17 protein-coding genes and 7 pseudogenes are annotated in these 21,563 nt (G+C 52.5%); 3 read left to right on the top strand and 21 right to left on the bottom strand.

The window, feature by feature from the left end; genetic code table 11:
• Positions 1–667 (bottom strand): annotated as a pseudogene (locus tag C7B16_RS17735) (RHS repeat protein); the annotation flags it as partial.
• Here C7B16_RS17735 and C7B16_RS17730 point away from each other — a divergent pair.
• Positions 618–830, top strand: coding sequence for a SymE family type I addiction module toxin (locus C7B16_RS17730; protein WP_085448795.1), 213 nt, complete (start codon positions 618–620; stop codon positions 828–830). The pseudogene C7B16_RS17735 and the gene C7B16_RS17730 sit on opposite strands and share 50 nt — an antisense overlap.
• Before the next feature lie 45 nt (positions 831–875).
• Here C7B16_RS17730 and C7B16_RS17725 read toward each other — a convergent pair whose 3' ends face one another.
• The 3 genes and pseudogenes from C7B16_RS17725 to C7B16_RS25365 form a co-directional block, all read right to left on the bottom strand.
• Positions 876–1,142 (bottom strand): MafI family immunity protein, encoded by a 267-nt coding sequence (locus C7B16_RS17725; RefSeq protein WP_000989061.1) that lies wholly within the window; start codon positions 1,140–1,142, stop codon positions 876–878.
• Positions 1,139–1,411 (bottom strand): annotated as a pseudogene (locus C7B16_RS25370) (EndoU domain-containing protein); the annotation flags it as partial. The gene C7B16_RS17725 and the pseudogene C7B16_RS25370, both read right to left, overlap by 4 nt.
• 39 nt (positions 1,412–1,450) lie before the next feature.
• A pseudogene (locus C7B16_RS25365) lies at positions 1,451–1,942 on the bottom strand (RHS repeat-associated core domain-containing protein); the annotation flags it as partial.
• A gap of 84 nt (positions 1,943–2,026) precedes the next feature.
• On the opposite strand from C7B16_RS25365, the pseudogene C7B16_RS25360 reads away from it, so the two are divergent.
• Positions 2,027–2,149: pseudogene (locus C7B16_RS25360) on the top strand (toxin SymE, type I toxin-antitoxin system family protein); the annotation flags it as partial.
• Between the two features lie 102 nt (positions 2,150–2,251).
• On the opposite strand, the gene C7B16_RS17715 reads toward C7B16_RS25360, so the two are convergent.
• The 5 genes and pseudogenes from C7B16_RS17715 to C7B16_RS17695 form a co-directional block, all read right to left on the bottom strand.
• Complete coding sequence (locus C7B16_RS17715) at positions 2,252–2,608, bottom strand: hypothetical protein (protein WP_016262911.1); 357 nt, start codon at positions 2,606–2,608, stop codon at positions 2,252–2,254.
• Positions 2,609–2,968 carry a hypothetical protein gene (locus C7B16_RS25355; protein ID WP_016262910.1) on the bottom strand — a complete coding sequence of 120 codons (360 nt, stop codon included), beginning with the start codon at positions 2,966–2,968 and terminating at the stop codon, positions 2,609–2,611.
• A gap of 62 nt (positions 2,969–3,030) precedes the next feature.
• Positions 3,031–3,124, bottom strand: a pseudogene (locus tag C7B16_RS25825) (RHS repeat-associated core domain-containing protein); the annotation flags it as partial.
• A gap of 86 nt (positions 3,125–3,210) precedes the next feature.
• The gene (locus C7B16_RS17700; protein WP_016262909.1) at positions 3,211–3,531 is read right to left on the bottom strand and encodes a hypothetical protein; all 321 of its coding nucleotides are present in this window, start codon (positions 3,529–3,531) and stop codon (positions 3,211–3,213) included.
• 303 nt (positions 3,532–3,834) lie between these two features.
• Positions 3,835–4,294: pseudogene (locus tag C7B16_RS17695) on the bottom strand (RHS repeat-associated core domain-containing protein); the annotation flags it as partial.
• 85 nt (positions 4,295–4,379) lie between these two features.
• Between C7B16_RS17695 and C7B16_RS25350 the strand changes: the two are divergent.
• Positions 4,380–4,502, top strand: a pseudogene (locus tag C7B16_RS25350) (toxin SymE, type I toxin-antitoxin system family protein); the annotation flags it as partial.
• Between the two features lie 45 nt (positions 4,503–4,547).
• On the opposite strand, the gene C7B16_RS17685 reads toward C7B16_RS25350, so the two are convergent.
• The 12 genes from C7B16_RS17685 to C7B16_RS17630 all read right to left on the bottom strand — a co-directional run bounded on the left by C7B16_RS17685 (position 4,548) and on the right by C7B16_RS17630 (position 21,449).
• Positions 4,548–4,925, bottom strand: a complete 378-nt coding sequence (locus C7B16_RS17685; RefSeq protein ID WP_000289912.1) for an Imm50 family immunity protein — start codon at positions 4,923–4,925, stop codon at positions 4,548–4,550.
• Positions 4,926–4,935: 10 nt separating this feature from the next.
• Entirely contained in the window at positions 4,936–9,060 is a 4,125-nt protein-coding gene (locus tag C7B16_RS17680) for an HNH/endonuclease VII fold putative polymorphic toxin (RefSeq protein ID WP_107179959.1), read from the bottom strand.
• Between the two features lie 19 nt (positions 9,061–9,079).
• The gene (locus C7B16_RS17675) at positions 9,080–9,523 is read right to left on the bottom strand and encodes a DcrB-related protein (RefSeq protein WP_000203117.1); all 444 of its coding nucleotides are present in this window, start codon (positions 9,521–9,523) and stop codon (positions 9,080–9,082) included.
• 23 nt (positions 9,524–9,546) lie between these two features.
• A complete protein-coding gene (locus tag C7B16_RS17670) occupies positions 9,547–11,760 on the bottom strand; it encodes a type VI secretion system Vgr family protein (RefSeq protein ID WP_107179958.1) in 2,214 nt (737 codons plus the stop codon).
• 24 nt (positions 11,761–11,784) lie between these two features.
• A complete protein-coding gene (locus C7B16_RS17665; protein ID WP_105225016.1) occupies positions 11,785–12,156 on the bottom strand; it encodes a hypothetical protein in 372 nt (123 codons plus the stop codon).
• Positions 12,153–12,887 (bottom strand): hypothetical protein, encoded by a 735-nt coding sequence (locus tag C7B16_RS17660; protein ID WP_107179957.1) that lies wholly within the window; start codon positions 12,885–12,887, stop codon positions 12,153–12,155. Before C7B16_RS17660 ends, C7B16_RS17665 begins: the two co-directional genes overlap by 4 nt.
• Before the next feature lie 191 nt (positions 12,888–13,078).
• Positions 13,079–13,843, bottom strand: a complete 765-nt coding sequence (locus C7B16_RS17655) for a TagF domain-containing protein (RefSeq protein WP_001250469.1) — start codon at positions 13,841–13,843, stop codon at positions 13,079–13,081.
• Positions 13,843–17,709, bottom strand: a complete 3,867-nt coding sequence (gene tssM, locus C7B16_RS17650; protein ID WP_107179956.1) for a type VI secretion system membrane subunit TssM — start codon at positions 17,707–17,709, stop codon at positions 13,843–13,845. Before tssM ends, C7B16_RS17655 begins: the two co-directional genes overlap by 1 nt.
• Entirely contained in the window at positions 17,709–19,028 is a 1,320-nt protein-coding gene (gene tssL, locus C7B16_RS17645) for a type VI secretion system protein TssL, long form (protein ID WP_107179955.1), read from the bottom strand. Before tssL ends, tssM begins: the two co-directional genes overlap by 1 nt.
• Positions 19,025–20,368, bottom strand: coding sequence for a type VI secretion system baseplate subunit TssK (gene tssK / locus C7B16_RS17640; RefSeq protein WP_000118766.1), 1,344 nt, complete (start codon positions 20,366–20,368; stop codon positions 19,025–19,027). The genes tssL and tssK overlap by 4 nt, the downstream gene beginning before the upstream one ends.
• Positions 20,369–20,371: 3 nt before the next feature.
• The gene (gene tssJ, locus C7B16_RS17635; RefSeq protein ID WP_001045927.1) at positions 20,372–20,905 is read right to left on the bottom strand and encodes a type VI secretion system lipoprotein TssJ; all 534 of its coding nucleotides are present in this window, start codon (positions 20,903–20,905) and stop codon (positions 20,372–20,374) included.
• Between the two features lie 67 nt (positions 20,906–20,972).
• Positions 20,973–21,449, bottom strand: coding sequence for an Hcp family type VI secretion system effector (locus tag C7B16_RS17630; protein WP_107179954.1), 477 nt, complete (start codon positions 21,447–21,449; stop codon positions 20,973–20,975).
• Positions 21,450–21,563 lie beyond the last annotated feature (114 nt).

Raw genomic sequence — 21,563 nt, 5'->3', positions numbered from 1 at the left:
GTTGCTGTTCTCGCCGCTCTGTCAGTTCACCCCATTCGTTATAGCGGTAACGGTCACGCCCGTAGCCCGGCAGGCGGTTGTCCATCACCGCTCCCTGATATTCATCCGTCAGCAGGTTGCCCGCTTTATCGTAATAATAATGGTCATGGTCGTACATCTGACCCGTGCGGCTGGTCAGCCAGCCGCTCCGGTCATAGCTGAACACCAGGCAGCCACGCAGTTTGTCGTTAATGCCGCTGACTTCACCGTCTGCGTTCCAGATGTAATCCCGCGCCGTCACGCTGTCGTTCTGCGCCGGGGGTTTACCGGCCTGCTGCGGATTCTGGCTGCCGCCTGGCAGGCTGCGCTGCCAGCTTAACCGGTTGTCGGCGTTGTAGCCGCTGAACGTCGTCAGCCACCCGCTGCGGTCATACGCAAAACGCACCGTGTCCGCCTGCATGTGGTGCAGCCGTTCCCCCGCCTCCGTGGGAGTGAGCGTCACCTCCGTTATCTGGTCAAGACGGTTGTAGCTGAAGGTCCGTGTACTGTGCTGCGTGTCACTGCGCAACAGGCGGCCCAGCGCATCACGCTCCTGCCGCTCATTACGCACCCCGCCTTCTGTACCCTGCGTCTGGGTGATGACCGGATACCCGCTCGCATTCAGCACAAAATGGCTGAGAGAAGCGGGATTTGAGATCGGCACGGGCGTTACCGTGAAGATCCCGGAAGGTTGCCTGATCCTGCTTGCGGATAACAACGAGGTACAGGAACTGCGCAGGGAGCTTTATCAGGTTAAACAGGTGGTTAAGGGGATGCGGAACGGGATGTTTAGTGTGCTGAACGAAAGCTAAATAATAAAAAGCCGGGAAGATTTAATTTCTTACCCGGCGTTATTACTATTTAACTAATCTTTTTAAATAAATAACAACATCATGTTCTAACAAATTATTGAAGATATTATTAAAAGTACATAGATGCTCATATTCACTCTTTGTTATAACAAGGTCATTTTCGCAGATATAATCACATAATATTTCAAAAGCTAATGGCTCTTCCCCAAAATCGATGTAACTCAACGCATAATTCAGTTCATCTTCAGAAAGTCTGTCATGAAAATTTTCACCAAATTCTTTTAACTCGATACCAGTAGCAGTAGTCATCATTTTGCGCCCGGTAAAGGTGGAATCGGTCCACTATCAGGAAATGCAGTAACTATTCTTCCCTTGGCTGGTTGGAAAACTACTCGAATCTGTACTCCATCTCTGACTTCCCATGCCACCCAATTAGCAGCTTTTCCTGCTTTCGTTAATGCGCCTCCAGTTCCTTGCTGGGCATACCATTTAGTCGATGGTGAATTCACAATATCATCAACTTCGGAAATAATCTTTTTCGCATCCCATGATTGAGGAAAAATCGTTTTACCTGGCTGACCAAGCCACATATGACCACCACTACCAGGACCATCACCATGAAGAATGTGTTGTTGCGCTTTTGGACCACAACCAAATAACCCCAGCGGGTCGATCCATGACAGCGGATTCGGCGCATAAGCATAGAGGTTTATCCCCCCCGCCAGCCCTATCGGGTCCTGGCTGATAAACCGCCCGCACTCCGGCGCATAATATCTGAACAGATTGTAATGCAGCCCCGTTTCTTCGTCAAAGTACTGCCCCGGCAGTCGCAGCGGCTGTTCAAAGTACGCCCCGCTGTTGCTGATGTCGCCCCGGTTTTCACCAAACCCCGCCTGGTAGCCCGCCCACACCAGCGTTCCGTCCGCTGCGCTCACCTCCTGCACCGTGCCCGTCACGTCCGTGTGGTAATACCAGATTTTCCGGCTTTCCCCGCGCCCCGTGACAGCCGCCACCGGCGTGTACGGCTGTTCCGCATCGTACAGGTACGTCCGCTTTCCCTGCCACGTTGTCTCCTGCAACAGCCGGAATCCTTCCCACACAAACGTCGTCCGCCGCGGTTCCCTCTGCCCATACTACCGGTCAGCCAGCCGCTCCGGTCATAGCTGAACACCAGGCAGCCTGTCATTAATGCCACTGGGTGGCTGACCATCATCGCTGACAGCGACGAAGTGCAGGAACTGAGGAAGGGACGTTATCAGGTTAAACCGTCTGTTAAGGGGATGCGGAACAGGATGTTTAGTGTGCTGAACGAGAGTTAAATATAAAAACCAGGAAGATTTAATATTCTTCCCGGTTTCCATCTACTTCAATTGCGAGGAAACAAAACGACTGCTAGTGAGGTATTGTTGTTTATCAACATACTATCTGCTCTCTTCAATACACTCTTCACTAATGAGAAATAGTTTATCAAAATGATTAAAAATATTTTTCATGGATTTGTATCTACTTAATTTATCTGCATTCTTTCCATTAATGAATGACACTTTTATTAATGTTTTGAATTTTTTATTTTCTTCATCTAACCATTCATCAGATATAGGGATGTAATTATCTGTAATCATCAACTTATCTGCGTAAAGCCCAGAGTATGAAAAATATAAACCAAAGTAACAACTATCATATTCAGAGCAAGTTATATCCCATTTATCATCAAGTAATTTACTTATCTCTTCTTTAGTAATTTCGCTACCGTATTTAAGAAAATATGATTTCTTCATTTATAAACCACCACATTTCCCTGGGATTCTAATCCCTTTTCCTTTAGCTTTGATTTCCGCAGGAGATGCAAAAATCATTGCATTCACCGGCCGACCACCTGACATTCTGGATAATTTTTGTAAAATATCATCAATCCCCAGAGATTTTGCTATATCGCTACCCATATCAATTGGCCCTGTTCTCCCACCTTTTCCGATACCTAATTGTTCAGCACGTTTATATAATTCGGGATGTGAAATAGCAACATCAAAATCACTAACTCTACCGACATCAAAAGGTTGACCTGTAGAAAAACTAACCCCTGATACAGAACTACCTTGCATATAGGAAACTGCGCCGGGATATCCCAGTTTACTCATTCCAGCCTGCAAGGTTTGACCAAATTGATTAAATTGCCCATAGCTCTTAAAACCATACGGTATGCCTACACCAGATAAGCCAAACGGATCGATCCATGATAGCGGATTCGGCGCATAAGCATACAGGTTTAATCCGCCTCTCAGCCCTATCGGATCAAGAAAGCAAATCTAACCATTTCCCCGTTCATACCAGATGTTCGGGTCGTAACTTAGTACGGTTTCCCCATTATAAATACAACAATCTAAGTGAAAACATTAATATCATCAAGCGCATCTTCAGCTCTTGACGATATTACCTCATTTGAATTTTCCATTTTCTCTTTTAGAAATGGAATGACTTTTCCTTTATCTATTTTACCATTTATTCTTGCCAAGTGCCCAATGCAAGTTAAAGCAAGTCCACATATATCACCATTGGAATTATTAGCCATCCTCATGAATACTTCTTCAGACCATGAAATATCTTTAACATTGTAGGCTATATAAAGGAGTGTCTCAGCTACTTGCTTTTCATCTTCAGAATTAAGCAGTTTTTCAAGATGCAATTTATCTTTATTATTCACAAATCCTTCCTTTTCTCGTAGTCTTACCCGCCTTAATCAGGGCGGATTGCTGTTTATTATCAAGAGCATCCCACTCACGTACATGACCATGGTACTCATCCACATTATCTGACAAAGAACGAGTTTTATCTAATACCACGATTTCATTGTTAGCAGCGTCTACACCAACACGTCTCGGTGATGTGGGTTTTACTTGAACAGAATTATCTAAAGCGCCTTGACCATTTGTAGGGGCACGACTTTTTACTGAATTATCAGTTGTACCATGATAAGGAGCATCTTTATAGACATTAACCTTATCACCACTTAGCCCCAGCGGATCGATCCAGCTAATTGGATTCGGCGCATATACATATAAGTTTAACCCGCCTCTTAGCCCTATCGGGTCCTGGCTGATAAACCGCCCGCACTCCGGCGCATAATATCTGAACAGATTGTAATGCAGCCCCGTTTCTTCGTCAAAGTACTGCCCCGGCAGTCGCAGCGGCTGTTCAAAGTACGCCCCGCTGTTGCTGATGTCGCCCCGGTTTTCACCAAACCCCGCCTGGTAGCCCGCCCACACCAGCGTTCCGTCCGCTGCGCTCACCTCCTGCACCGTGCCCGTCACGTCCGTGTGGTAATACCAGATTTTCCGGCTTTCCCCGCGCCCCGTGACAGCCGCCACCGGCGTGTACGGCTGTTCCACGTCGTACAGGTACGTCCGCTTTCCCTGCCACGTTGTCTCCTGCAACAGCCGGAATCCTTCCCACACAAACGTCGTCCGCCGCTGTTCCCTCTGCCCGATACTACCGGTCAGCCAGCCGCTCCGGTCATAGCTGAACACCAGGCAGCCTGTCATTAATGCCACTGGGTGGCTGACCATCATCGCTGACAGCGACGAAGTGCAGGAGTTGCGCGAGGAACTTTATCAGGTTAAACAGGTAGTTAAGGGGATGAAGGACGGGATATCTGGCGTACTGCACGAAGCATAAAAAAACAAAAGCCGGGAAGATTTAATTTCTTTCCCGGCTTTTATTTTATTGGCTAATATATACCGAAGGCCCCATAAGTTGTATGTGAGAACACTTTAGATTTAAAAGGATATCAGTCCCCTTTATTATAACTTCATTATTATCAGTATGTATTTCTATTTTTGCCAACATATCTGTAGACATACCATCTATTTTTAAATATTTAACCCCGCTACAATTTATACCACACCTACATCTATTATAACCTTTAACCCATTTCGGCGGTGGGTTATCTGGTAATTCATTTACCAAGTCAAATGATATTATTACTGTAGCAGCTTCACGATCTATTTTTATGTCAAAGACATCGATTTCATTTACTTCAATAGATTTAGTGAAAACTTTGTTAAATAATATACTACCATCAATATCATTCCAGTACATGTCGCTCTCCTCAAAATTCATAATGATCAAATGTACCAGGAACTGAACCCGTTCGAGTATTTTCAATTGGTCTCACATTTAAATGAGGACCTTGATTTCCTATTCCATTTGGATAAGAGTGCCCAGCAGAATGATCTTGGATAATAATTTTAGTTCCATCTGCTCTGGTAAATTGATATTCCCTTGTCCAGACTTGATTACCATTGCTATCAAAAATAGGATTTTTTCTGGAATCAGTCATTGGTACATTTCTATGATCACCATAAAACCCAGTTTTAGAATTAAATATTCTATCTGGTTGTTGATTCATTGGAATACCAGTATCTCTTTTCGCAGCTCTGAAAGCTTCATTTCTCGACTTAAATTGAGCACTACAACCAGCAAGACCTAAAGGATCGATCCAAGTAAGTGGATTTTTGACGTAAGCATAAAGGTTTAATCCGCCTCTCAGCCCTATCGGATCCTGGCTGATAAACCGCCCACACTCCGGCGCATAATATCTGAACAGATTGTAATGCAGCCCCGTTTCTTCGTCAAAGTACTGCCCCGGCAGTCGCAGCGGCTGTTCAAAGTACGCCCCGCTGTTGCTGATGTCGCCCCGGTTTTCACCAAACCCCGCCTGGTAGCCCGCCCACACCAGCGTTCCGTCCGCTGCGCTCACCTCCTGCACCGTGCCCGTCACGTCCGTGTGGTAATACCAGATTTTCCGGCTTTCCCCGCGCCCCGTGACAGCCGCCACCGGCGTGTACGGCTGTTCCGCATCGTACAGGTACGTCCGCTTTCCCTGCCACGTTGTCTCCTGCAACAGCCGGAATCCTTCCCACACAAACGTCGTCCGCCGCTGTTCCCTCTGGTTCGTATGGCGGCCATACGTCGCCTTGCTGATACGCCTGCCCAGCGCATCGTACTGATACCGCGTCTCGCTGTTGCTGCTGATGACCCGCGTTAACTGACCCTGTGCGTTCCACTCCAGTTGCTGTTCTCGCCGCTCTGTCAGTTCACCCCATTCGTTATAGCGGTAACGGTCACGCCCGTAGCCCGGCAGGCGGTTGTCCATCACCGCTCCCTGATATTCATCCGTCAGCAGGTTGCCCGCTTTGTCGTAATAATAATGGTCATGGTCGTACATCTGCCCCGTACGACCGGTCAGCCAGCCGCTCCGGTCATAGCTGAACACCAGGCAGCCACGCAGTTTGTCGTTAATGCCGCTGACTTCACCGTCTGCGTTCCAGATGTAATCCCGCCCCGTCACGCTGTCGCTCTGTGTCGGGGGATTTCCGGCCTGTTGCGGACTCCGGCTGCCGCCTGGCAGGCTGCGCTGCCAGCTTAACCGGTTGTCGGCGTTGTAGCCGCTGAACGTCGTCAGCGCCCCCTGGGTGCGCATCACCTGGCGGTGCAGGCTGTCACGCTCATATTCACTGACCGTGATACCATCCAGCGCCGTCTGGAGCAGATGCCCGCTGCCGTAGTAAAGATGGCTGAGGTGCTGCCCGTCCGGTAACGTGATATCGGTGGGGTTGCCCAGCGCGTCACGCCGGTACTTTATGCTGCCGTGTACGCTGTGCTCTGCCGTCAGCCACCCGCTGCGGTCATACGCGAAGCGCACCCTGTCCGCCTGCATGTGGTGCAGACGCTCACCTTCTTCCGTGGGGGTGAGCGTCACCTCCGTTATCTGGTCAAGACGGTTGTAGCTGAAGGTCCGTGTACTGTGCTGCGTGTCACTGCGCAACAGGCGGCCCAGCGCATCACGCTCCTGCCGCTCATTACGCACCCCGCCTTCTGTACCCTGCGTCTGGGTGATGACCGGATACCCGCCCGCATTCAGCGCAAACATCCGTATCAGGCCGTCCGGGCGCTGTTCTCCCGTCAGTCGTCCATCCGCATCGTGACTGAACCGGTAAAGCGCCCCGTTGCCGTTGCTCAGGCTGGCAATCCACCCCTCCGCAGTGTAATGCCAGCGCGTCTCCCGTTTCTCTTCATCCGTGTGGAGCGTCAACAGCCCCCGCGGCGTATACTGCCAGCTCTGTATACTGCCCGTAAGACGACGGTGGCTGCTCAGTAATCCCAGCGCGTTCCAGGTGTAACGGTCCTGCTGTTTGCCCGGATGGCTGACTGTCTCCGGCTGTCCCAGACGGTTATAGCTGATGTGTACCGTTTTCCCTTCCGCGTCCGTCACCGCCGTCAGGTTGCCGTCTTCATCGTATTCATAACCCGTGGCGCGCCCTGAACAGTCGGTGTAATGCACCAGTTGACCGCGCGCATCGTGCACCAGCGCAACCAGGCCGCCCCTCGCATCCGTGCGGCTGACTGCCAGCCCCTGTTCATCATACCCGTAGCGCGTGACGCGTCCTTCCGGGTCTGTTTCCTGTATTACCTGACCGTGTTCGTTGTAACCCGCTTTCCACACATGGTCGTCATCCAGCGCACGACGAGTGATTTCATCAAAACTGCCGTTCCACTGCGTCTGTGTCACCCGGCCTGCCGGATCCGTCTCTTTCACCACCCGACTCAGGGTGTCGTATTCCAGCGTTACCCTGCGTTCGCCGGGGAGTTCAACTGCTACGGGAAAATGGTTTTCGTTGTACGTGAAGCGGTACATCCTCCCGCCCGCCGTCCGGTGCGCAGTCACATACGTCTGTTCATCAAACCACCACTGCCATTTATGCCCCGGCCTGCCGGTAACCACCGTCTGCCCGCCAGCAAAATCATAGCGGAACCGGTAATCCTCGCCATCGCTGGTCGAGTGCTCCACCACCCTGGGAACCCCCTCAATCTCTTCCCAGCGGTAGGTACAGGTGAAGCCCGTCGCGTTGCGGTGCTCTGCCATCAGGCCATTTTCATAGGCGAACTGTCGCACTGCCACACCGGCCCGGTTCACCACACCGGTCAGTTGCCCGTTATTGTCGTAACGATATTCCACCAGGTTACCGGGACGTCCTCCCTTCACCAGTTCAATATGCGAAAGTCTTTCCCCCGCCGGAGTCATTGTGCGGTGCAATAACAGATGGTGCCCGCTGCTGGAAGCCACCCGCACCAGCCTGCCGTTCTCTCGCCCGAAAGCTATACGCTGTCGGTAGGGCGTCTCCATAAAAAGTAACGGTGCGACGCCGTGGTCATCAAATTCATCAAATATGTAATAGCTGCGGTCGGTGTAATGCAGTACATAGCGTCCGTCATGCAGGCGGCTCAGGTAAAACTGCTCTTCCGGATCGAATATCTGGTGCCCCGGCGTCAGCATGTCTTTCGGATAACTTAACTCACGCCCCTGGCCGCCAATCAGAGTGATATATTTCTCATCGGTGCGCAGGGTTATTTCCCAGTTCAGCCGCCATCCTTTGCCCAGTAGCCCCTCAGTTTCCAGATGGCTGGCATAAAAGCGCGAACAGGTAACAGGCAGGCGGCCCGGCAGGGTGAAATCCGTTTCCGGCAGCAGAATTTTTTGCCCGGTAGTTACATCAACCGGGTTGCTGAACAATCCCATAGCGGCCTCGGAAATGCCCATCCCGGCAATTTCGCCACCAATAAATTTTGCCGCGCATTTTGTGCCAAATTTCGAGCCCATCTTTGTCGCCTGACGCGAGGCTCCAGCCAGCCCCCCCAGCATTCCGGCGACCACATACAGCACATCCACAACCTGACGCAGCCAGTCCGGGATTTCCGGGCTGATTTCCAGTACCGTCTGCGTACCGCCGCCGAGAAAGACATTGGGGGAGCCATCCTCAATCACCGCATCACATTCAGTATGATCATCTTTTCGGGCGGCAGGCTGACTGTTGATGTAGATGTTGCCGGAACCCTGGGCAATGCGGATTTCCGGAGAATGGTCTTCGCATATCACCGTACTCAGTACGGCGCGCGCGGCCGGGCGACTGTTAGTTCTGACATTATCAGATCCGGTCAGAATTTTTCCTGCTGTGGAATGTATCGAGCGCCCGATGGCCTCCCCAAGTTGCAGGACTCCGGAAGCGATCTGATCAGCCAGAAATCCCAGAACAAGTCCGGCAAAAAAACCACAGGTAGCAAAAGCAAAGCTGGCGGCGGCAATAATGGCAATGCCAATGATGGCTCCTATCAAAAAACCGGCAAGGGCGCTGGTGTGGTAGATAGGATCATCCACCCGTGCGGCTTCATACATGATAAAACCTCCCTGTTTTTTAGTTTTTAGCAGGCTGAAAACTGGTCAACCATGCAGTCCATAGCTGGTCGGTGTGCTCATCAAAAGGGCGCTGACTGGTCAGCGTCAACACCAGTACCTTTGCTGACCCGGTGATAAACCCGGCCTGACGCTGATACACTTCTGTTTTTCCAGAACGGTGGGTGGCGAGGATCTGCTCACCTGTCATGGCATCTTCGCCGGCTCCCGCCAGTGCCGTTCCCCGCGAAAGTACCCGATGCTGGCCAAGGTTTTTTTTCATCAATGCTATCTGGCGATCAATGTAGGTCGTCAGGTTTTCCTCTGGCCTGAGCGTGTCGCGGGAAATATTCAGGCTGGGTGATGCTCTCTCATTGCCCGACGGGACGAAGATATTGACGGTGCGGTCAAGAAAAGTTTCAGGCAGGGCAAAGCTGCCCTCCTGAATACGGTAAAGGCTGGTCATAGAAAAAATTCCTTTTATATTTTTTATTCAGAAGCGTCCGGGGTAGGTAACGGGGCAATATCATCCGCAGTCATGGCTTTGCCGCCATCCGGGTTCATATCAATTCCACTGCCAATGAGTTGCATAACATCGCTGGTGTGCAGTAAAAGTTGTTTTCCGCAAAACTTAATCGAGCCATCCTTGTGTAATACAAGCGCTGCATTGCCGCAGCGAAGGGTAAATTGATCGACAACGTCCAGACGATATGTCGTTCCGACATTGATGGTTTGGGCCTGTTTGACGGAAAGCCCATCATTTTTTGTGATGGTGGCATTGCGGTCTTCTCCCACGCTGATGGTTTCATTTTTAACAATGGTTTTTGTGCGATCGACCATGACTGTATGCGTTTCATTGTTTTTTACCGTAGTATTCAGATCTTTTTCCGCGTGGAACTTCACTTCTTCCGCACCCGTTTTGTCATCAAAGCGCAGCATGTTTCCGTTCGTCGGCCCGCCCTTTAACGAGTGACTGAATATCCCGCTCTGCGACGCCATGCCCGGTAGCCCCCACGGTGGCATGGTGTCCTGGTTGTAGGTGCGCCCGATGATTATCGGTAAATCCGGGTCACCATTTTTAAAGTCCACCAGTACTTCCTGGCCGATGCGCGGGATCTGGATCATGCCGAATCCTTTCCCCGCCCACGGATAGCTGACACGGATCCAGCAGGAGCTGTTTTCGTCATTGTTACCGTAACGATCCCAGCCAAACTGCACCTTCACCCGCCCATATTTATCCATCCAGATTTCCTGCCCCGCCGGGCCGGTGACGATGGCGCTCTGCGGGCCTTTGGTGTGGGGTTTGCTCAGGGTTCGCTGTGGACGGTAAACTTCGCAGGTGGGGTGCAGTTCAAACGTGGTGACATAGGTAAAATGCTGGTTCTGACCGCTGTGCTGCGCATTATCCCGTAAAAACAGCGTGGTCTGTACCAACAGGTAATCCTGGTTAACTTCTGCCGTCGGATGATTCATCAGCGTGAAGGTGTAGCCCGTCATGAGGGTGCGGATATTTCCCGCCCCGCCAACACGGCTGCCGGGGCTGCGCTGTGCTTCCATACGAATGCGCGTCAGCATCTCACCTTCTCCCGTAGTGAAGTAATCACCAGGCCATTCGTAATGCTCATATTCAGCATGACCGGTATCGCGCGGACTAGCTACGGTACTTTTCAGCAGCGAACGTGGCTTCATAAAATCAAAATCGTCCAGCACCCACTTTCCAGTACGCAGCTTCTCACTGGCCGTAATGGTGTGGATAAACTCCTTATCCAGCTTCAGTCCTTCCTGGTGCCACTCCACCAGCGGCGAGTCCGGGCATGCTTTATGACCATTGATGGCATCAGCCAGCACCAGCGTGTGGCTGTTCTCACTGTGTTCAAACCACCAGTAAATCCCCCATTCCTGCATCAGGCGCTGAATGAAATCAAAGTCAGTTTCACCGTACTGTACCTGCCAGGCGCGGGGCGGATAATTTTCCACCAGCCGCTTTTCCACCGGAAAGGAATATTCATCCAGTACTTCACTGAGAATATCCACCACGGTTTTGTTCTGGAAAGCTTTGTAGTCACTGGTGTGGGTCAGCAGTTTCAGCCACGGTTCAATGCGTAATTCATACGTGACCGAACGTCCCTCATGGCCGACTACCCGCGCAGCGGTCACCAGCCCGCTGATATACCGTTTTCCGCCACCGTCCAGTTCGATACTGACGCACAGATCTCTGCCCACCATCGGCTTGAGCGGCAGATTGGCGGCGGGCGAAACGTAGCCCAGGTTCAGGGTGTCTGGAGTTTTAAGCTGCACAGTGTAGGAAAACAGATTTCCAAGCCCTTCCGAACCATTCATCCCCGCGAACAACAGCATCTGCGGTGGCACCGCACTACCGCTTACAGTGATGTTATGCGCCCCCGGTCCACCGGCTGCAAGCGACGCCACCGCATCCTGAACTGCGCCAGCCATATCCGAGATCCCTGCCGCCGCAGCGGCGGCCTGCGCTGCGGCTACCGCCGCTTTCACCAGTCCCGATGGTTCCGGCAGCGCACCAAACAGATCCGCTGCTGCCTGTTCTGCCATCTGTTCGGCTGCATCAGCTACATCTGTTGCGGCTGAACCTGCGCTTACAGCACTACTTTCTCCGGCTATTGGCGGCGTGGTGATGGCTGGCCCACCATTACTGCCAGATTTATTACCCGTAGATACAAAACTCATGATATTTATTCCTTTAATATCGGATTAGAATTTAGCGCCCGGCGGCCAGAAAAAATAAGAAATAACCCGCCACTGTCCATCTTTATAATGAAAAAAACATGTCAGATTTAAATCCCCCGGCAAATGCCAAAATATTTCTTTGATGGGGATATTTCTGAATTCAGGATTTGTTGAGCGATAGGTATTTTCAATTTCTATATAATATTCACCAACAAATTTATAACGAGGTTTTATAAATTCATACGCTGGCTGACCATAGTTATTTAATAGAACATTCTCTTCAACTCCATTATACACACCACTCGCATTCAGATAAGCATGCCCAGGAATATCAGACATGTTATTTTTCGCCCCACCCACTATCAAAAAAATAATCACAGCGTATATTATTTTCATTTTTTTACGCTTTTCACAAAAAAATTAGAACCCGGAACCATTCTATTTAACCGCTCAATGACATTTCCCATATAACGAGAGCGCAGCTCCATACCAATATTCATTAACGCACTGGCATCCCCGGAGAATGGTGTAGTTGCTTTATCTGCATCATCACTATAGTATTCATCAGTAAGATATCCAATAATATGCCCAAGCTCGTGAGACAACCCTATTTGCTCATGACAAATTTTTGATGAACCAAGACATTTAGCTGCAGCAACTATATCTTTAGAGTCAAGTTCCACGTATCGACTATTCCAGACAATGGAACTCTGACGAAAACTATTTGGATCATCATTATCAATTTTAAACACCACTACATCCCAATACCCATGACGATCAGTCTGAATTATTTCTATTGTGAAAGTTAAATCCTTACCATTAAACTTACTGACAAACTCAGACTTCCCAGAAACGGATAAAAAAATCTTATTATTCCATGTTTGATTAATGACAAAAATAACTTTCCCATGAAAGGTATTTTTCTCCATATCTGTCCAATCAGTTTTTGCATCCCATCTTTTTATCCAATTATATTTCCATCTCAGCAATAATGAGATTGCACCATTTTCACGGTCAATTCTTAAATCTCCCCAGGCATCATTGTCCCTGATATATCGTTTATCCAGCATTAAGTCGTCATAAGCATCGTATGCCTGCTGAATAGCCTCATCATGAGAGTTACCCATGTTCACCTCCTTATATTGCTATATATCCAATAAACCTGAAGATGATTGCTTACCCACCAATGCAGACGGGACCTGGGGTAACCTGAAGTCAACAAATAGCAATCAACTTGAAGTTCAGGGGTATATTTGTTTCCCATCTACACGTTTATCGTCATATTTTTGTATAGCTATTCTCAGCATTCGTGGGCACATTATTTTTTCTCCAACCGCAGCGCATCCACATACCGCCCCTCGCTGTTCTGCTGCCAGAACCAGCCTTGCCCCTGCTGCGCCTGCGCCAGCATTTTGTCCGGCCAGCCTGGCCACGGCAGGTGGCGCACACCAGGCAATTCCACTATCGGCGCGTCCGGTAGCCCGGTGAGTTCCCGGCTACGCTGTGGTACACGTCGCAAGCCGCGCAGCCACTGCGCCCAGCGCGGCCCCGGCCGCCACATCGCCCACAGTTGATCTGTCTGCTCTGCCAGCCGCCCGCAGCATTCTGTCTGTGGTGAGACATATACTGCCGCCAACTGCGCCAGCCAGTACAACCAGCCCTGCGTGTCATCCAGGCTCTCTTCCAGCCATTCCCGTCCGGCACGCTGATAAATCACCAGCGGCCACGGTCTGCCCGTACTGTCCCGCGATGCGGTCAATACTCCGGTCAGCCATTCATCACGCCCGCCAATGGGGAGAAACCCCGGCGATAGCACAAAACTCCACGGCAATGGGTGGTGCTCCGGCAGCGTCTTTTTCTCACGCGGTGACAGGTGCATCCAGCCGTTGTTTGCTCCAGCCTTCGCAGCATCCGTTCCTTCCGGCAGAACAATATGCCGCCCCTGTCCCAGCCACGTCTGCTGGTTCAGCCATGCCTGCCACACCTGCGCTTCGTTCGCACTCACCCGCCAGCGCACGTAGTCCCGCTGGTCCGGCAGTCTGCCGAACATCGCCGGAGCCGATACTGCCGTAGCCCGGCGCATCAAAGCGTCCTCTCCGGGCAGGCGAAGCGTTGCAGTAGCCCCCGGTTCACCGGGTCAAAATCCCGCCCAGCGGTAATCTCCAGCACCACCCGCCGCCCATCAAAACTGTACTCCACCTGCTGAGTTCCCCGTACCGCTGTCTCCTGCGCGTTACCCGCATCCAGCAGATGAAACAGCGCCCACGGCCCGTTAGTCAGTAGCGTCGAGGTGTCCTGGCGGATGCGCGGGCTGGCGGTGATTTCCGCCATTGAGCCATTACGCGGCCCGGGCCAGCTCACTTTCAGCGGCCTGACCGGGCCGTGAGCGTAACGCAGCACCTGCCCGTCAATGTCAATCACCAGTTCGGTGATGGCAGGGTCCATATCCACGACGCGGACCTGCATCGCCCAGGAGAACTTTTTCCCGCCTTCCCCGTTAAAAAAAACGCTACGGATCTGCTTTGCTTCCTGAAACGGTGTCAGATCCGGCCCGAGCAATGTCATGTTGCCTTCGGTCGGCTTGTAGCGCCACGGGTTACTGGCAGTGTCCGCCAGCGGGGCAAGTTGCTTCGTCCAGAAAGCATCCAGCACGCCGCCGCTGGCAAAGATACGGTTAAAATCATCCGCACTGACTTCCTGTGGGCTGTCAGCAAAGGGGTAGCGTCCGTCAATGGCATCACGGCACTCATCACCGATCACCGCCTCCATTTGCGCATTCAGCACTTCACCCGTTCCGGCGTTGATTTTGCGCGTCCCCTGCTGTGTTAAATCCAGCAGAATATTTTTCAGCGGTGCAGGCAGTTTTGCTGCCTCCAGTTGAAGTTTATCCGCCGCCGAAATGCGGCCCGGTAATGTGCTGGCCGCCAGCGCACTGTCGGCAATGGTGAGCTGGGTGTAATACTCATTGAGCATCGTCAGCAACGAATTAAGCTGTGGTGCGCTGCCCCCTTGTGCGCTGTCCGTACGCCCGGAAACCACTTCCCGCAATGCGGCAAAACGATCATCCACCAGTGTTTTCTCCAGACGTTCTTCCGGATGGATGTCCTGCAACAGCTTCGCCGTCTGTACCGCTTTCCCCGCATTACCGGAAAGCCGATCCTGCGCTCGCTGAGCCATCTGCTTTTGTCTGGCCTGCGCATCCAGCGGCGGCACCAGGGTGGTCTGATCTACCACGACTTTACTCAGCCGCATCAGCGGGGAATCAGGTGAGGCCAGAGTACGCAGCACCTGAAGGTCATACGCCAGTCCGGGGCTGCCGTCTTCCCCAGCGCTGTTGATGCTGTGAATGCTTGCCAGAAAATCCTGCCAGCGGCGGGCATATTCAGCGAGGTACAGGCGACGGACTTCACGGGTAATCGGGAGTTCCTGTCCCGGTAACTGGCTCATTACAATCTCAGTCGTTTTTTTTTGCGCACTTTCGCGCCCCATCACCCAGGCGTCATCCGCTGATGCGGCGGCGACAAACTCCGACAGCCGTTTGTCGAACAGTTCCCGGTAGCCTTCGCGGGTGAAGATGCCAGGCACGCCACGATCTAATGGCGCACCATCCGTGCGGACAAAAACCGTTCCCGCATCCGCGCCCACGGCACGAACCAGCGAAAACTCCTGCGGCGCTTCGCTCTCCATAGAAGCCAGTGCACGAGTATAGATACGCTCGGTGCTGGTATGACCGTCAAGAAAGGCTCGCGCCAGGCGGATCAGCCCCTCATCTTTTTCGTATGGCGAATGCACCACGCGACTGCCGTCAAACAGAGCATCGATATGTTCCAGCACGGCTGCGCGACCGCCGAAATCCGCCACGCTGTCGCGGTTGTTCAGATCGTTCAACACCCAGGCGTGGATCTCCGCGGCGTTGTATTTGTCCTCGTGGTCTTTATCGAGGTTCAGCAGCAGATAAACATGCAGAGCGTCATAGGCAGCTTTACTGTCCTGACGGGCAATCGCATCCGAAAGTACGTATTCCATGCGCTTCACCAACGGCGGTAGCAGTAACTGGTCAAGCAGGCGGTCATACAGGGATGCCACGCTCTCCATCACCGGAGGGACGCTGTAAAGACCATAACGCCAGGCCAGCGGCGGTGAGTCCGGATCCAACCCCGGCCAGGCAGAGAGCGCCCGCGCCTGGTTCAGTAATGCGGGAACCGGCTGCATGGCGGGTTTTCCGGTATAGGCTTTGACGTCATCATCCAGTTGGGTCGTCCGGTTGGTGATTTCATGCAGATAATCGCTGTTACCCTGCTGGCTGCCCTGCATTCCCTGCCACAACCAGAAAGCCAGCGCCAGTACCAGCAGATGCCCACCGGTACGCAGCAGGCGGTAACGCCAGGCCCACTGAAGGTTCGGCTCCACCATGTGCGCTTCACGGAAGATAAATTTAGTCAGCAGGTCATGGAGAAAATAGCTTCGGTTGCCATCCGGCAGAGTATGGGATGGAGACTCCTCATTCCCTTTTATTGCCCGGACAAAACGCTGCCAGATGCCCGTCTGGTCTGCTACGGCGTCTGCCTGCGCCTGTGCGGCACTGGTGAAAAATACCCCGCGCAGGGTGTTGTTAAGCTGGGTGGCATCGAATTTTGAATCGAGGAAAATCTGTTCAATGGCTTCCAGCAATGGCGTGCCCAGCGCGGCAAATTCACGCGGGAAGCGGTAGAGCCGTTGGCGGCTTTTAAGGTCGTACTCTTCCTGCAACCGACTATCCATCCCCTGATCCAACCGCAGCGTCAGATTTGCCAGTTCCTGACCACAGAGCGCATGCAGTGACTGCGAATCACTGGCGTGACGCCTGCGGCTGTATGGCAGAGTAAAGCCCCAGACCTGAGCACGCAGGTGACTGGTCAATCCACGGAAATACTCCGTAAAGCCGGGTAGCAGATCCATTTTGGTGACAACCAGATAAACCGGGAAACGAATGCCCAGTGTCTCCCGCAGTTCCGCCAGCCGCGCACGCAGGGCTGCACAGGCAGCCAGCCGTTCAGCCGGGGATTGTGCGGTCAAATCTGCCACATTCAGCGTCAAAATTACGCCGTTCAGCGGCGAGCCGGGACGGTGTTTACGCAGTAGCCCCAGAAATCCCTGCCATTCCCCGGCGTTGCGCTGGGTTGCACTGATTTCACCGCCATCATCGTGGCGGGCATAGCGCCCGGCGGTGTCAATGAGCACAGCCTCATTAGTAAACCACCAGTCGCAGTGCAACGTGCCGCCGCCCGGCACGGTGAGGATATGCGCGGTCTGCTCCATCTGTTCCGCCAGCGGAAACTGTAGCCCGGTGTTAAGCAGCGCGGTGGTTTTACCATCACCGGGGCTGCCGATAACCATGAACCACGGCAGTTCGTACAGAAAGCGTTTCCCTTCCAGGACCTTACGCCAACCAGGTAGATCCACACGCAGTTGTTTCAGTTGTCGGATGGCGCGGTTGAAAATATGGCTGACGGTGCGCAGATTGGCCTTAATTTCCCCTGCCACCGGTACGTCTTCCCCGCGCGGATGCAAGAAACGGCGCAGCAGTTGTTCATCCAGACGCAACGCCTGCCAAAGCCGGTACAGGCCATACAGCGCATAGCTCAGCAGGATCATGCCGATCAGCGTCAGACGCAGCCACAGCGGCGCAAACGGGCGAACGTCACCGAAGGCCAGCAACGGTGAGACAAAGCCGATAACCAGGCACAGAACCGTCACGCCAATGATGCTCATCGACCAATTCACCAGCCACAGCGCGAGGAACATTAGTAACAGAACGATAGTGACTACCCTACTCCCCACGGATGCAAGCGGATGCAGGGTATCAAACGCCACCAGCGGCCCGAGAAACCAGACCAGTAGCGCCAACGCCACCACGCAGACAACGACCAGCGCACGGCGGGAAAACAGCAGACTGAGAAATTTTTGCATTATTGTTCCACCACCAGAATTTCCACCCGGCGATTCTGCGCCCGTCCGGTTTTAGTGCTGTTATCGGCCACTGGTGCGGTATCCCCTTTCCCGACAACCCGGATCCGGCTGGCCGAAACGCCACCGGACGTCAGCAACGAAGCCACTTCTGCCGCACGTTTTTCTGATAACACCTGATTCGACGGGAATTCAGCGGAGTGGATAGGCTGGCTGTCGGTGTGACCGGTCACCGTCACCGCACCGCCCACACGCGCAATCTCGCGCGCGGCCTTATCAATCACCGGGCGGAGCGCATCATTTACGGTTTTCTGCCCCGGTATAAACATCGTATCGCCTCGGAAGATCACACGGCTGTGATGGTCATCTTCCTCCACCGTCAGCAGGCCACGGGCAATTTCGTTCGCCAGCAGGATCTTCAGTCGCAGTTTGTGCACCGGAATCGGTGGCGGCGACAGGTGTTTACCGATGGCGTCGATATGCTGCTGTACGGTTAAGGTGGCGAGATTCATCCGGTGGCTGTAAAGGCCAAACAACGTCAGCATCACCAGCAGAGCTATTCCGGCACTCAGCCAGACCGGCACCCGGCGCATCCGGCGCATCCGTCCGCTGACAGCTCCGGTAAATCCCGGCGAGAGCGTCGGCGTGACCGGATCGCGGCGCTGGACCAGTTGGGTCAGCAGTTGCTGGCGAATATCGTCCAGTTGCTTACGTCCGTCGGGCCGTACGCTGTAGCGACCTTCAAAACCCAGCCCCAGAATGTGGTAAATAATTTCCAGCACATCGCTGTGCTCCTGGAAGCTGGAGGCCAGACGACCAATTATCTGAAATAGTTTGATGCCACCTTCACTTTCGCCATGAAAAGTGACCAGCAGACTCTTCCCAGCCCAGACACCGCGTCGTCCCCAGGTGGTGTTGTTGGCGGCTTCATCAAGCGACGTACACAGGCAGTAGCGCACCGCCAACACATGTTCGCGGCGCAGGTTTGCCTGGTCGCACAGCGTCTGATACCGACGAACTTCACGCTCCAGCAGGGCGCGGTAATGTTCGACAAAAGCAGGGGCAAGTTCACGGGGCATCTGCGCCAGTGCGCACAGCAGCGGACTTGCCGCCGCCAGCAGGGGATTAGCGGCAGCGGTGATTTCGGCCAGCCGGAGTTTCATATCCGGGCCGTCTTCAACCACCACCTTTATATCTTCCCTGCGAAGGCTGTCCTGTATTGCGATATCATAACCTTCATTATCAGGTGGTTTTGTCCCCCCCACTGATGGCTGGAATGGCTGGGTATTCATCGCAGGATGCGTCAGAATATCGTCGGTCATTTATCGCGAACTCCCCACAGCTCCAGCTCCAGCCCTGGAAATTCTCCGGCGGTATGCATTGCCATGCCGCCATAGCGGGCGATATGTTCCCACAGCACGCCGTCGCGACGGATGTCGTAATAGATATAACCGGACTGGAACGGAATCTGACGCGGCGGCACCGGCAGCACCTGTAAAGCAAGGCCCGGCAGGTGCGAACGAATCAGCTCCGGCAGGCGTTCGGACGGCCCTATTTTGGTCTGAGCCGAAAAATGTTGCAGCAAGGTTTCGGCGGACATCTGCGCCTTCACCGCCAATACTAACGAGCTGAAATCTGACAGTTCGGTAGGTTCAATCACCGCATTGAGAATACCGTAAGTTCCCTCCTCCAGAGTGATTCGCTGCGCCCCGCGGATCAGCACAGCATTTAGCAGATACTGCACCTCATCTACCACCGATTTCAGCCCGGCATAGGGCGTCAGGTGCTTATATTCTTTATATTTTTCCGGACGGCGTGTTTGCGGACGCACATAGGTAGAGAGTTCTCCGGCCAGTGCGCAAAGATTACGATAGAGCACTTCAGGCGACAGCGGCGTTTTCGACATATGGATCAGTAAGGGGCCAAAACGATTGAGAATTTGCAATAGCAGGTAATCCGACACTTCCGCCGCCTCATGGCCGTGTTTATCACTGCCCGTCAATCGCTCAGCCAGAGAATTTGCCCGCATTTTGATCAGATCGTTGATCCACGACAACCATGTACATATCAGTGAACTTGCCTGATAGTTCACCACCGGCGGGATCAAATCTTCGTCAATATCAACCCGCCCCTCTGGATGCAATGCTGTGATACGTGTCAGCGGCAGGCCGATCCACGCATCCGTCACCGCCTTTTCCGGCAACAGACGGAGGCGCAGGTGGCTGAGTTGCAACAGTTGTGCGCCGCGCCCCAATGAGTTTGCATCACGGATTTCATTTTCATGAACCGAAAAGCGTGCCAGCGATTCTGGATTATTGCCAAAACTGGTTTCTTCGCTGTTCGGTGTACGTATTGGCACCGCCAAATAAATCAATTGGTTAAGGTGCTCTGGCAGGATGGTAAGAGGCGGCGGTAGTGGTGTGTGTCCCGGCGCATTAAACGGTGTTCCGTCGGCAAACACCCCAAAAGCCTTCGTGAGTACCAGCTTTCCGATGTTCAGTGCTTCACTGTCAATGCCGTATTCACTGAAGCCCCAGAAAAAGGGGGAAAGAGGCAAACTGCGGTAATGAATGACATGTTCCAGATAGCGTTCCTGCTGCTGAAACATCTGTGGCAGCAAAAATTGCCCTTCACTCCAGACTACCCGGTTATTCCAACTCATAATTTACTCATCCCGTTCTTTAATCACTATGGCGCTTTGCTCTATACCGGCATCCAGTTCGACTTTTTTCTTTGGCATAAAGCGGCTGTACCAGCTTTTTTCCGGGGGATCAGGAATTTTATACGTGACTCGCCATACCGATTTTCCCAGATTGCGATAGCCAGCAAGGATCCCCAGTGCCGTGGTTTCTTTATTGAGAGAGCGACGCAGCTTTTTCTCCTCGCCCGGACGTAGGATAAAGCTGTCGCGGTGCAGTAAATCATCGGTAAGAACAGTTTTGTCATTGTCCTGAAGAGACCACCAGTCCGCCGCCGTGAAAGCTGCATCATTTTTCAGTTCATAAACGCGTATCTCTATGGGCGCGGCTTTCTTCTGATTGTCTGGGTTCACCTTATCGGAAGCCTTCATCACCAGATCAAGTCGCTGTGACATCAGGTCCGGCACGGTGTCGCTGTCAATGCTGCACCCGGGCAAAAGGCAGATAAAAAACAACGCTACCGCCCATAACCGCCAACCGGGGTCACGCCATTTATTCACTGTAATTTCCTTTAAAATCAAATAATAAAGAACGGCCAGGCTATATACCTGGCCGGAAAAAAATTGCTTAAATTTCTTTGTTAGCTTTGAAATCGTAACCTGCCGTGATAGTGCCGCCCTGCTGGTTCTGCACCACGTATTCCTGTTTCACGGTGCTGAAAGAGAGTTCGACTCTTTCGCGGGAGGCGATCTCGCCCTCCTTGCTACCACTGGGGGAAACCACAGCCACAATCAGGTCAGTAAAAGTGTACTTGAGGTATTCCAGCGGATTGCCGCCTGCTTTACGCATGACAAGGATGGACTTCGGAATATGCTTGCCGGAGGAGCAGTATTTGAACAGGTTCGGGCTGGCGCGATCGATATAATGTTCAAACTCCAGGTTAGTCACGGAGACTTTACCGGATCCCAAGCCGCTGCCCGCGTGCATGGTGGATTCCTGGTGGATATTCCAGCGCCAGCTCAGCACCTCAATTTCATTTTTATGTTTGTCATCCATTGACTCGCCGTCAATGCCGTCAATTTTCAAAAAAATGTCATAAGCCATTTTTATTTCCTTATTAAGAATTACTTAAAAATAATCTCTGATTTATCTGCATAGCTGAATGCAGATAAACCATTGCCGTACAGAACCCCCTCTCCTTTATTTCAGAAGAACAGA

The organism is Escherichia sp. 20412-1 (genome assembly GCF_003027595.1).
GTDB lineage: Bacteria > Pseudomonadota > Gammaproteobacteria > Enterobacterales > Enterobacteriaceae > Escherichia > Escherichia marmotae.
Note: the sequence above shows the minus strand (reverse complement) of the source record. Positions and strands in the feature narration are given on the sequence as shown.

What these genes read in the sequence shown, in the direction of transcription:
- C7B16_RS17725 (WP_000989061.1), bottom strand. Translation starts at nt 1,142, where the DNA reads ATGATGACTACTGCTACTGGTATCGAGTTAAAAGAATTTGGTGAAAAT.
- tssM (WP_107179956.1), bottom strand. Translation starts at nt 17,709, where the DNA reads ATGCAAAAATTTCTCAGTCTGCTGTTTTCCCGCCGTGCGCTGGTCGTT.
- C7B16_RS17730 (WP_085448795.1), top strand. Translation starts at nt 618, where the DNA reads ATGACCGGATACCCGCTCGCATTCAGCACAAAATGGCTGAGAGAAGCG.
- C7B16_RS17630 (WP_107179954.1), bottom strand. Translation starts at nt 21,449, where the DNA reads ATGGCTTATGACATTTTTTTGAAAATTGACGGCATTGACGGCGAGTCA.
- C7B16_RS17660 (WP_107179957.1), bottom strand. Translation starts at nt 12,887, where the DNA reads ATGGGTAACTCTCATGATGAGGCTATTCAGCAGGCATACGATGCTTAT.
- C7B16_RS17670 (WP_107179958.1), bottom strand. Translation starts at nt 11,760, where the DNA reads ATGAGTTTTGTATCTACGGGTAATAAATCTGGCAGTAATGGTGGGCCA.
- C7B16_RS17685 (WP_000289912.1), bottom strand. Translation starts at nt 4,925, where the DNA reads ATGTACTGGAATGATATTGATGGTAGTATATTATTTAACAAAGTTTTC.
- C7B16_RS17665 (WP_105225016.1), bottom strand. Translation starts at nt 12,156, where the DNA reads ATGAAAATAATATACGCTGTGATTATTTTTTTGATAGTGGGTGGGGCG.
- C7B16_RS17675 (WP_000203117.1), bottom strand. Translation starts at nt 9,523, where the DNA reads ATGACCAGCCTTTACCGTATTCAGGAGGGCAGCTTTGCCCTGCCTGAA.
- C7B16_RS17680 (WP_107179959.1), bottom strand. Translation starts at nt 9,060, where the DNA reads ATGTATGAAGCCGCACGGGTGGATGATCCTATCTACCACACCAGCGCC.
- C7B16_RS17715 (WP_016262911.1), bottom strand. Translation starts at nt 2,608, where the DNA reads ATGAAGAAATCATATTTTCTTAAATACGGTAGCGAAATTACTAAAGAA.
- tssL (WP_107179955.1), bottom strand. Translation starts at nt 19,028, where the DNA reads ATGACCGACGATATTCTGACGCATCCTGCGATGAATACCCAGCCATTC.
- tssK (WP_000118766.1), bottom strand. Translation starts at nt 20,368, where the DNA reads ATGAGTTGGAATAACCGGGTAGTCTGGAGTGAAGGGCAATTTTTGCTG.
- C7B16_RS25355 (WP_016262910.1), bottom strand. Translation starts at nt 2,968, where the DNA reads ATGAGTAAACTGGGATATCCCGGCGCAGTTTCCTATATGCAAGGTAGT.
- C7B16_RS17655 (WP_001250469.1), bottom strand. Translation starts at nt 13,843, where the DNA reads ATGCGCCGGGCTACGGCAGTATCGGCTCCGGCGATGTTCGGCAGACTG.